The sequence below is a fragment of the Nocardiopsis prasina DSM 43845 genome (assembly GCF_000341265.1).
GTDB classification, from domain to species: domain Bacteria; phylum Actinomycetota; class Actinomycetes; order Streptosporangiales; family Streptosporangiaceae; genus Nocardiopsis; species Nocardiopsis prasina.
In genome coordinates this window covers 1-11,192 of the sequence record NZ_ANAE01000136.1, presented here as the reverse complement: position 1 = coordinate 11,192, position 11,192 = coordinate 1, and the positions used below count along the sequence as shown (strand labels likewise).

Below are 11,192 nucleotides of genomic sequence, written 5' to 3'. Positions count from 1 at the left end.
GCCCGGGGTGCGTGGTTCTGCGCGGGCGGGAGCCCTTGAGGCTCCTGTGGTGCCTGTGGGGCGATTCCAGGTTCCTGGTGTGCCTGTGATCCGGGAGACTCCCGGGGCGCCGCCGAGGCGTGCGGTGTGTGGGGCATCGCCGATCGCGGCTCGTTGGACTGCGAAGCGGAGCTTCGCTGCGTGTCCTGCGCCGCGTGCGGGACCTGCGTCCCCTGGAGCTCGCGTGACAGTTGGTTCGGAGCGGATGCCGAGACCCCATGGGCTGGGTCCTGTGGGGCGAAGTCAGGCTGCGAAGGCCGCGAGGCGGGCTGCCCCGGTAGCTGACCCTGAGTGGGGCGCGGTCCCGCTGGTGCGTGGGTGGGCCCCTGGGAGGTCTGTGGCGGATCCGAGGGGTCTGGAGTGTCGTGCGGCGCCCTGGAGGGGGGAGGGCTCTCCCCGGGCTGGTCAGCTCCGGTTCGGTTCTCCACGGGACCGTCCTCGTCTTCGCGCCTACAGGGGAGCGGCATGCCGGATTCGTGCCCACGAATCCGGCAATAGCCGCAGACCTCCAGTATGGGGCTTGAACGGGCGGGTCCCGGTCAGGTGCCCCCCGCCTTCTGGGGCGGGGAATAGCGAACCCCGAGGTCCTTCGCCATGTTCTGAAGCTCGGACTCGAAGAATGGTTCCATGTCCCGCACGACGAAACTCAGATGTTGGAACACTTCCATGCAGACCACCCCATAGAGGCGCACCCAGCACGCGGTGAGCACCATGACGGCGCCCTCGGAGATGTCCGGAGAGGTGAACCCGACGGACTCGGCGAAGGAGCGCAGCTCCGGTCGGAGCGCGTTCGGGATCTCCTCGTCGGCTGGCAGTGGGAAACGCTCCTCCGAGACCAGTCGGTCGAAGAGGGTGAAGAACGTGGAACCGAACCGACGGCCCGCCTCCAGGGCGCGGGAGATGTCGGCCTCGGGGTCCAGCCGGGTCCTCGGCCCGAACATCACCGAGAACTCGGCCTGATGGGTGACGGCCCAGTTCCGGAAGGCGCGCAGTGAGACGAGGATGCGGCCGTCCGTGTCCTCCACGGGCATGCTCGCGTCGGCTGCGGACACCACGTCGGCCAGGTCCTCGTACATCTCCGCCGTGATCAGCACGAGCAGCGCGTCGATCCCCGGCACGTAGCGGTACAGGCCGGGCGCGGTCATGCCCATCTCACGGGCGATCGCGCGCAGGGACACCCCGACGACCCCGAACTCCACGAGGTGTCTGCGGGCGATCTCCTTGATCTCGGCGAGTGTGGCTTCGCGCACACGTTCGCGGCGGCTGAGGGTGCCCCCGGCCCGATGCTCGCTTGTGACCGGCGGTTTCGTCATGTGCTGCGGTACACCCCGTCTCACGCGCCAGGGTCGAGGCGCTCTCGTTCTCTCGGCGATATTGACATCGTAATGCCTGCACGCTTTAGTGAACGCCGTTAGCAAACACTGTTCACGAATATGACGAGCGTTCGCTTGAAAGGGCGGCCCATGCCGACACACACGGGGATCTTCGGCCGACTGGGGCTCGGCGCCCACCGGGGCCGATGGTGGATTCTGGCCCTCACAGGGCTCTTCGCTGCCTTCTCCGTGGTGTGGGGGCTCGGCGTCTTCTCGGACGTCAGCCAGAGCGGATTCGAGGACCCCGGCTCGGAGTCCTCACGGGCCATGGACGTGCTCCAGGAGGAGCTCGGCCACGACGACATCGACGTCATCGCGGTCTACCGCAGCGACGAGATGCAGGTGGACAACCCGACCTTCGCCAAGGCCGTCCAGCGGATCGCCGACGACCTGCCCGAGGACGTCGTCACCGGGTACGACCTGTACCTGGACGAGGAGCTGTCGGACGTCGAGCGCGGCATGCTCGTGTCCGAGGACATGCACTCGACCTACGTTCCGGTCACCCTCGCGGGCGAGACGCACGACGAACGCCTGCACCAGTTCGAGGCGGCGGCGAGCGTCCTGGAGTCCGGACCGCTGGAGACCCACCTGGGCGGCCCGATCGCCGTCGAGCACGAGCTCTCCGAGACGGCGGAGAGCGACATCATCCGCGCCGAGCTCATCACCCTTCCGGTCCTGCTCCTGCTGCTGGTGCTGATCTTCGGCGGCCTGGTCGCCGGGCTGGTGCCGCTCGCGGTCGGTGGCCTGGCGATCCTCGGTTCCCTCACCGTGCTGCGCGCCCTGACCTCGGTGACCGAGGTGTCGGTATTCGCCATCAACGTCGCCACCTTGCTGGGCCTGGGGTTGGCGATCGACTACGGGCTGTTCATGGTCAGCCGCTTCCGCGAGGAGCTGGGCCGGGGGCGCACCGTCCCCGACGCGGTGCGCCGCACGGTCGACACTGCCGGTCGGACGGTCGCCTTCTCCGGAGTGACGGTGGGCATCGCCTTCGCGGGCCTGTTGTTCTTCCCGCAGCCCATCCTCAAGTCCATCGGCTTCGGCGGCATCGCCGTGGTGGCCTTCGACCTGATCGCCGCCCTGGTGTTCCTGCCCGCGCTGCTGGCGGTGGTGGGCCGCCGGATCGACCGACTCGGGCTGCCCCTGCCGCGTCGGACCGTGACCGGTGTGATCGACGAGAACGCGGGGGCCTGGGCGAGATTCGCCCGCACCGTGATGCGCGGCCCCGCCGTGTCCCTGGTCGCGGTCGGCTGTGTCCTGGTGGCCTTCAGCTCCGGCCTCGCCTCCACCCAGTTCGGCGCCACCGACCAGCGCTACCTCCCGGTCGACGCCTCCAGTCGGATCGGCACCGAGTCGATGGCGGAGGACTTCCCCGCCGGGCAGGTCGGCAGGCTGCACGTGGCGGTGCGCGGTGACAGCGGTGAGGCGCGGCTCGACGAGTACGTGGAGCGCCTCGACGCCCTGCCCGGCGCGGTCCGTGCGAGTGTCACCCGGACGACGGAGGGCGTCGCGCACGTGGAGGTCGCCTACCAGGGCGCCACGGACGACCCCGAGGTGCAGCAGCTGGTGCGCGACGTGCGCGCCGATCCCGGGCCCGAGGGCGCCGAGGAGACCCTCGTGGGCGGTGTGGCCGCCATGCAGCTGGACAACCTGGACGCGATCGTGCAGGAGGCTCCGAAGACGGTCGCGTTCATCATCGGTTCCACGCTGGTCCTGCTCTTCCTCGCCTTCGGTTCCGTGGTGCTGCCGGTCAAGGCGGTCCTCATGGGGGCGCTGTCACTGGGCGCCTCGCTGGGCGTGGTGATCTGGGGGTTCCAGGAGGGGCTCTTCGCCGGGCTGCTCGGCTTCGACGCGGTCGGCACCATCGACCCCACGTACCTGGTGCTCATCATGATCGTGTCCTTCGGGCTGGCGATGGACTACGAGCTGTTCCTGCTGAGCCGGGTGCGGGAGGAGTACCTGCGCAGTGGGGACAACACCCGCTCGGTGGCCCTGGGGCTCCAGCGCACCGGACGGATCATCACCAGCGCCGCCCTGCTGCTGGGCGTGGTGCTCGTGGCGATGGGTACCTCCGGACTCCTCTTCCTGAAGATCATCGGTATCGGGCTCGCTCTCGCCGTCCTGGTGGACGCCACGCTGGTCCGGGCGGTCATGGTGCCCGCCACCATGCGTCTTCTCGGCGACTGGAACTGGTGGCTGCCGCGTCCGCTGCGGTGGTTGCACGACAGGATCGGCATCTCCGAGGGCGGTGACGACGAGGAGGCGGCCGCTCCCGTCGAACAGCGGGAGAAGGTGACCGCGGGCGTCTGAGCCGCCCTGATCGCCCCCAGGACCCCGTCCGGCCCCGTGCCGGGCGGGGTCCTCGCAAGGAGGAGTACGACCTGACCGGCGACACGACGTCCGCTGTGGCGGCCGGGCTCCAGCGCAGCGGCCCCCTGGTGACCGCCGCGGCCGTGGTGTTGGCCGCCTCCTTCGCGGTCTACGCGACCTCCAGCGTCCTCTACCTGATCATGCTCGCGGTGGGGATGGCCGCGGTGATCCTGGTCGACGCCACCCTGATCCGGGGCGTGCTGGTCCCGGTGACCATGCGCCTGGCCGGTCGCGCCAACTGGTGGGCTCCCGCGCCCCTGCGCCGCGTGCACGCCAGGCTGGGCCTGAGCCACTGACTACTCGGTCTTGGTGACCCGGGGGTGCGCCGCCACGAGGCGGCCGGAGAGTTCGTGCAGGGCGGCGCGCTCGTCCTCGTTCAGTTCGGCGAAGAACGCCCGCTCCAACCGTTCGGCCTCCGCGCGGGCCCGCTCCAGTACCTCCAGGGCCCGCGCGGTGGGGGTCACGATGTAGCGCCTGCGGTCCCGGGGGTTGCGCACGCGTTCGGCCAGCCCCTGCCGTTCCAGATCGTCGACGACCCCGACCATCACGTTGGGGTCGATGCCCAGGGCGCGGCTCAGCTCCTGCTGCGAGGGGTCGGCCATGGACGCCGTCGCGGCGAGCACATGGAACTGGCGGGGGCTGACCTCCAGCTCCTCGAAGGCCGACGCGGTGGTCGCCTGGAGGAGCTCGCCGAGCTTGATCAGTCGGAACCCGGTCAGCCCCGACAGGGGGGAGACCCACGCACTCGCCTCGTTCATGGCCGCATTCTACTTTCGGCCGACCGCTCGTCCCGGGCGGTCGGCCGAATCCGCCTCAGTCCCGGAAGACCCCGTCGACCGAGTCGACGCTCAGGGCCCGGTCGAACCAGACGTCAAGTCGTCCGAGGTCACGGCAGGCCCCGATTCGTTCCCTCGCCGCAGCGTCGGGGGACATCCCCCGGGCCTCGAGCACTCGCAGGACGGACTCGCTCTTTGCTTCGGCCAGCCCTTCGGCCCTTCCCTCGGCCCTGAGGCTCTCGGTCCAGGCACTCGTGTACTCGTAGGTGTCCGTCATCATGAGCTCCTCCAAGGCCCGCTGGCCGTTGCTGTCGGTGAGCAGGTGCAGCGCGTATCCAATGTACTTCGTCGCCGTTTCCTGGTCGATGGAGTCCAGCCCGCTGTGTAGTGCCCTGATCACTTCCGGGTCGGCCGGTCCGTGGGCGGCTGCGGACAGCACCCCCAGAGTCGGGAACCGACCGACCTCACCTGGGTCGGTGATGACCGGGATACGTTCGGGGCCCAGCACGATCGGGTTGAGAACGAACCCCGGGTGTCCAAGGGAGATCGGCCGGCTGTACCAGTCGGCCACGTGTTGCCGGGGGCAGATGACCAACAGCGCCACCGGGCACTCGTTCTTGGACCGCAGAGCTGCGACGTACTCGGGCCAGGTGAAGCGCTTGCGTTCCTTCTCGTCTCTCTGCACCTCCACGACGATGCCCATCAACGTTCCGAAAGGGTCATCGCCGACCTTCCCGCGCAGCAGGATCGCGACGTCGGACCGGCGTTCGACCGGATCGACGTGCCCGAGATCGCAGGAGGTCAGCTCGCTTCGGTCGTAGACCGGTACTTCCACTCCGAGGTCGCGCAGGAAGCCCACAGCCATGTCGGGGGCGTCGGCGAACAGCTCCGAGTAGATCTGGTGTTCAGGGGATATGGCCACGGACAACACGTTACAGAGAGTCACAGGTCGGGTGTGCTTGTAGTCGAAATCTGTGGACGAGTACCCGGAAGAGAAAGGGCCCGGCCCCCTGGTGGGGGACCGGGCCCTTGGCGACCGGGGAGCCTAGAAGGCCTTCGGTGCGCCCTCGTGGAACGGCTTGCCGTTCACCTCGGTGGACACGCCGACCTTGTCCAGGTACGGGGTGATGCCGCCGGTGTGGAAGGGCCAGCCGGCGCCCGTGATCAGGCACAGGTCGATGTCGGCGGCCTCGGCCACGACACCCTCGTCCAGCATGATCCGGATCTCCTTGGCCATGGCACGCAGGGCCCGGTCCAGGATCTCCTTCTCCTCGGACGGGGAGCCCCCGCCCTTGAGGAGCTCCTTCACCTCGGGGTCGATGGTGAGGTCCGGGGCGAAGATCGCCGTCTTCCCCGCCTTGACCACGGCGTCCAGCTGCGGCGAGACCGCGAAGCGCTCCGGGAAAGCGCCGTGCAGGGTCTCGGCGACGTGCAGACCGACCGCCGGGCCGACCAGCTGGAGCAGCATGAGCGGCGACATCGGCAGACCCAGCGGCGCGACCGCGCGGTCGGCCACCTCGGGCTCGGTGCCCTCGCCCACCGCGGCCAGGACCTCACCCATGAACAGGGTGAGCAGGCGGTTGACGACGAACGCCGGGGCGTCCTTGCACAGGACCGAGGTCTTCTTCAGCTTCTTGGCCGTGGCGAACGCCGTGGCCAGCGAGGCGTCGTCGGTCCGGTCGCCGCGCACGATCTCCAGCAGCGGGAGGACGGCGACGGGGTTGAAGAAGTGGAAGCCCACGACCCGCTCGGGGTGCTGGAGCTTCGACGCCATCTCGGTGATGGACAGCGAGGAGGTATTGGTCGCGAGGATCGCCTCGGGGGAGACCACGGCCTCCACCTCGGCGAACACCTGCTGCTTGACCTCCATCTTCTCGAAGACGGCCTCGATGACGAAGTCGGCGTCCGAGAAGGCGTCCTTGGTGAGCGAACCGGAGACCAGGGCCTTCAGGTGGTTGGCCTTGTCCTGGTTGACGCGCCCCTTCTTGAGGAGCTTGTCGACCTCGCCGTGGACGTAGTCCACGCCCTTGTTCAGGCGGTCCTGGTCCAGGTCGGTCATGACGACCGGCACGTCCAGGCGGCGCGCGAACAGCAGGGCCAGCTGACCGGCCATCAGACCGGCGCCGACGACGCCCACCTTGGTGACCTTGCGGGCCAGCGACTTGTCCGGCGCCCCGGCGGGACGCTTGGCGCGCTTCTGCACGAGGTCGAAGGCGTACAGCCCGGCCTTGAGCTCGTCGCTCATGATGAGGTCGGCGAGCGCCTGGTCCTCGGCGTCGAAGCCCTCGTCCCGGGTGGCGGTCTTGGCGGCGGCGACAAGCTCGACGGCGCGGGCCGGGGCCGGGGCGGCGCCGTGCAGCTTGCCCTCGACCACGAAACGGGCCATGTTGACAGCGTTGTCCCAGGCCTCGCCCTTGTCGACCTCGGGGCGCTCGACGGTGACGTCGCCCTTGACGACCCGCGCGGCCCAGCGCAGGGACTCCTCGACGAAGTCGGCCGGCTCGAAGATCGCGTCGGCGATCCCCATTTCGAAGACCTGCTTGCCCTTGATCATCTTGTTCTGGGCGAGCGGGTTGTCGACGATCAGCTTCAGGGCCTTCTCGGCACCGATCAGGTTGGGCAGCAGGTAGGTGCCGCCCCAGCCGGGGACCAGGCCGAGGAAGGCCTCGGGGAGCGCGAAGGCCGGGACGCCGGAGGACACGGTGCGGTACGAACAGTGCAGCGCCACCTCGACGCCGCCGCCCATGGCAGCCCCGTTGACCAGGGCGAAGGTGGGTACGTCCAGCTCGCCGAGCTTGCGGAACACGTCGTGCCCCAGCTTGCCGATGGCCTCGGCCTGCTCGCGGTTCTGGAGCGCGGGGACACCGGTGAGGTCGGCGCCGACCGCGAAGATGAACGGCTTGCCGGTGACGGCGACGGCCACGATGTCGGTGCGCGCCTTGGCGGCCTCGATCGCGGAGTCCAGGCTCAGCAGACCGCCGGGGCCGAAGGTGTTCGGCTTGGTGTGGTCGTGCCCGTTGTCCAGGGTGATCAGGACAGCGGTGCCCGCGCCGTAGGGGAGCTCGACATCGCGGGAGATCGCGTTGGTGACGACCTCGTCCTTGAAAAGCTCGCGGGCTTCTTCGATGGCGGTGCTCACTTGCCCCCCTCGTAGTTGGTGTTCTCCCACAGGATGGTCCCGCCCATGCCCAGGCCCACGCACATGGTGGTGATGCCGTAGCGGACGTCGGGGCGCTCGGCGAACTGGCGCGCGAGCTGCATCATCAGACGGCCGCCGGAGGAGGCCAGCGGGTGGCCGACGGCGATGGCGCCGCCCCAGGGGTTGACGCGGGCGTCGTCGTCGGCGATACCGAAGTGCTCGAGGAAGGCGAGCACCTGCACGGCGAAGGCCTCGTTGATCTCGATCAGGCCGATGTCGTCGATCGTGAGGCCCTGGCGGGCGAACAGCTTCTCGGTGGCGGGGACCGGTCCGACACCCATGACCTCGGGCTCGACGCCCGTGAAGGAGAAGTCGACCAGACGCATCCTGGCGTCCAGCCCCAGTTCCTCGGCGACCTCCTCCGCCATGAGCAGCGTGCCGGTGGCGCCGTCGTTGAGACCGGCGGCGTTGCCGGGCGTCACGTTGCCGTGCGCGCGGAACGGGGTCTTGAGGCTCGCGAGCGACTCCATGGTGGTGCCGGGACGCGGCGGCTCGTCCTGGGTGGCCAGCCCGAAGCCCTTCTCCGCCGAGCGGACCAGGGTCTCGACCAGGTCGGGCTGGATCTTGCCGTCGGCGTAGGCCTTGGCGACCTTCTCCTGGCTGCGCACCGCGTAGGCGTCGGCGCGCTCCTTGGTGATGGTCGGGAACCGGTCGTGCAGGTTCTCGGCGGTGTTGCCCATGACCAGCGCGGACGGGTCGACCAGCTTCTCGGAGATGATGCGGGGGTTGGGGTCGACGCCCTCGCCCATGGGGTGGCGGCCCATGTGCTCGACGCCACCGGCGATCACGACGTCGTAGGCACCGAAGGAGATGCCCGCGCCCGCGGTGGTCGCGGCGGTGAGGGCGCCGGCGCACATGCGGTCGATGGAGTAGCCGGGGACGCTGCGCGGCAGCCCGGCGAGGATCGCGGCGGTGCGCCCGAGGGTCAGGCCCTGGTCGCCGATCTGGGTGGTGGCGGCGATGGCGACCTCGTCGACGCGCTCCGGGGGCAGGCCCGGGTTACGGCGCATCAGTTCGCGGATGACGCGGACGATCAGGTCGTCGGCGCGCGTCTCGGCGTAGAGGCCCTTGCCTGACTTGCCGAACGGGGTGCGGACCCCATCGACAAACACGACATCGCGGGCAGTTCGCGACACGATGGCCCCTCCTTCTCCAAGCGTTGGGTGGACTGTATGAGTCCATGCTACTCGCCGGTAACAAATAGTGCGAGCGGCGGGGCCGGTCACTTCCGAAGTAGGACGATCGCCCTACCTTCGGCGCTTGTGGGCGCACCCGCCATGACGGTTCCCTTGAGTGGACACCTGACGGGGACGACACGGGGACGACGATGCCACGACCTGACATGGAACACCAGGAACTGCTCAGACGGGCGCCCAGGGCACCCCTGCGGCGACTGTGGGAGTACGCCCGGCCGCACTGGCGGATGCTCCTGGTCGGCGGTGTCCTCACCTTCCTCGGCGGCATCACCGGCCTGGTCCAGCCGCTCATGGCCAAGTACGTGATCGACGCTCTGGGCGGCGGCACACCCATCTCCGGACCGATCCTCGTCCTGCTCGGCGTGGTGCTCACCGGAGCCGTCATCAGCGCCCTGGGCTCCTTCGTCCTCGAACGCACCGGCCAGAGCGTCGTGCTCGGTGTGCGCCGCACCCTCGTGGGCCGCCTCGTCCGGCTGCGCGTGGGCGAACTCGACCGGCTCAAACCGGGCGACCTGGTGTCGCGGCTGACCGCCGACACCACCCTGCTCCGCTCGGTCGCCACCAGCGGTATCACCAACCTCTTCACCAGCTCGGTCCTGTTGGTGGGCGGCATCGTCGTCATGGGGGTGCTCAGCCCGACGCTGCTCCTGATCACCCTGGGCATGATCCTGGTGGTCGGCCTCCTCATGGGGGTCGTCCTGCCCAGGATCGGCCGCGCCACCCAGGCCGCCCAGGCCTCGCTCGGAGTGATGGGATCGCTCCTGGAACGGATCTTCGGCGCCTTCCGCACCGTCAAGGCCTCCTCCGCCGAACGCGCCGAGATCGCCGACCTCGACGAGGCCGCCGTGGAGTCCTGGCGCAGGGGAGTCTCCGTGGCCGGGTGGACCGCGCTGGCCGGAACGCTGTCCATGCTCGCGGTCAACACCAGCTTCCTCGTGGTGCTGGGCGTGGGCGGCGGCATGGTGGCGGCGGGGAACATGAGCGTGTCCACCCTCATCGCCTTCCTGCTGCTGCTCTTCTACCTCATGGAACCCATCAGCTCCTTGGTGCAGTCGGCCACCGAGCTCCAGACCGGGCTGGCCGCCGTTCGCCGCATCGACGAGGTCGCCGACCTCGACCAGGAGGCCTCGGGGCCCGCCAGCACCGAACCCGCCGCCGCACGCCCCGCCGAGATCTCCCTCACCGACGTCACCTTCCGCTACCACCCCGAGCTGCCCCTGGTGCACCACGGTGTGAGCTTCGAGGCCTCCGGGCCGGGCTTGACCGCCCTGGTCGGCCCCTCGGGTTCGGGTAAGACCACCGTCTTCTCCCTGATCGAGCGCTTCTACGACGCCACCTCCGGCAGTGTGCGCCTGGACGGCACCGACGTCCGCGACTGGCCCCTGGAGGCTCTGCGCTCGCAGATCGGCTACGTCGAACAGGACGCGCCGGTCCTGGACGGAACCCTGCGCTCCAACCTCACCATGGCCGCCCCGCACGCCACCGAGGAGCAACTCAGCAAGGTGATCCGCACCGCCCGCCTCACGGACCTGGTCGAACGCCTGCCCGACGGACTGGAGAGCCCGATCGGCCACCGGGGCGTCACCATCTCCGGCGGCGAGCGCCAGCGCGTGGCGATCGCCCGTGCCCTGCTGCGCCGCCCCCGACTGCTGCTCATGGACGAGGCCACGTCCCAGCTGGACTCCGCCAACGAGGGCGCCCTCAAGGCGGTGATGCTGGCGGCGGCACGCGACACCAACGTGATCGTCGTCGCGCACCGCTTGTCGACGGTCACCAGCGCGGAGCGGATCGTGGTCCTGGAGACGGGGCGGGTCCGCGCGGTGGGCACCCACGCCGAACTGGTCGAACGCGACGCCCTCTACCGGGACCTGGCCGCGGGGCAGCTCATCGCCCCGGAACCGGAGGAGTACGCGGCCCCTGCCGACGCACCCTCCCCGTTGGCGCCCACCCGTGAACTCACCTGATCACGGAGCCCGTCCCGGAGGTCTCAGCCGCCGAGGGTGAGGAAGGAGGAGGCGAAGCGGTCCACGTTGAGGCGCAGGCGCTGGATGCGCTCCTCACGGGTGATGCTCTCCGCTGGCTGGATCAGCGCGGACTCCCGCTTGCCGCGCACGTAGAGCGGGCAGGCGAGGTCCGCGCACATGTACAGACCGACCGTGTCCCCCTGCCGACCGGCCTTGCCGGGTTTGGGCGCGCTGAACAGCCGAACCCCGCCGGCGGGGTGGACGGTCAGGCAGAACGA

Annotated in this window: 8 protein-coding genes and 1 pseudogene; 3 read left to right on the top strand and 6 right to left on the bottom strand. The window is 69.6% G+C overall.

The window, feature by feature from the left end; genetic code table 11:
* Positions 1 to 578: 578 nt before the first annotated feature.
* A complete protein-coding gene (locus D452_RS0114950) occupies positions 579 to 1,352 on the bottom strand; it encodes a TetR/AcrR family transcriptional regulator (RefSeq protein WP_026129328.1) in 774 nt (257 codons plus the stop codon).
* Positions 1,353 to 1,502: 150 nt separating this feature from the next.
* Between D452_RS0114950 and D452_RS0114945 the strand changes: the two genes are divergently transcribed.
* Positions 1,503 to 3,719, top strand: coding sequence for an MMPL family transporter (locus tag D452_RS0114945; protein ID WP_017544962.1), 2,217 nt, complete (start codon positions 1,503 to 1,505; stop codon positions 3,717 to 3,719).
* 56 nt (positions 3,720 to 3,775) lie between these two features.
* Positions 3,776 to 4,075, top strand: a pseudogene (locus tag D452_RS0114940) (MMPL family transporter); the annotation flags it as partial.
* Here the strand turns inward: D452_RS0114940 and D452_RS0114935 are convergent.
* From D452_RS0114935 to D452_RS0114920, 4 genes are all read right to left on the bottom strand, one after another.
* Positions 4,076 to 4,537 (bottom strand): MarR family winged helix-turn-helix transcriptional regulator, encoded by a 462-nt coding sequence (locus tag D452_RS0114935; protein WP_017544960.1) that lies wholly within the window; start codon positions 4,535 to 4,537, stop codon positions 4,076 to 4,078.
* 55 nt (positions 4,538 to 4,592) lie between these two features.
* Positions 4,593 to 5,477: a hypothetical protein gene (locus D452_RS0114930; protein ID WP_017544959.1), complete on the bottom strand. Its 885-nt coding sequence runs from the start codon at positions 5,475 to 5,477 to the stop codon at positions 4,593 to 4,595.
* 123 nt (positions 5,478 to 5,600) lie between these two features.
* The gene (locus tag D452_RS0114925; protein WP_017544958.1) at positions 5,601 to 7,694 is read right to left on the bottom strand and encodes a 3-hydroxyacyl-CoA dehydrogenase NAD-binding domain-containing protein; all 2,094 of its coding nucleotides are present in this window, start codon (positions 7,692 to 7,694) and stop codon (positions 5,601 to 5,603) included.
* On the bottom strand, positions 7,691 to 8,866 hold the full coding sequence (locus D452_RS0114920; protein ID WP_017544957.1) for a thiolase family protein: 1,176 nt from the start codon (positions 8,864 to 8,866) through the stop codon (positions 7,691 to 7,693). The genes D452_RS0114925 and D452_RS0114920 overlap by 4 nt, the downstream gene beginning before the upstream one ends.
* Before the next feature lie 230 nt (positions 8,867 to 9,096).
* Between D452_RS0114920 and D452_RS0114915 the strand changes: the two genes are divergently transcribed.
* Entirely contained in the window at positions 9,097 to 10,914 is a 1,818-nt protein-coding gene (locus D452_RS0114915) for an ABC transporter ATP-binding protein (protein WP_017544956.1), read from the top strand.
* Between the two features lie 23 nt (positions 10,915 to 10,937).
* Here D452_RS0114915 and D452_RS0114910 read toward each other — a convergent pair.
* A partial coding sequence (locus D452_RS0114910) for an FBP domain-containing protein (RefSeq protein ID WP_017544955.1) occupies positions 10,938 to 11,192 on the bottom strand: 255 nt, incomplete at its 5' end.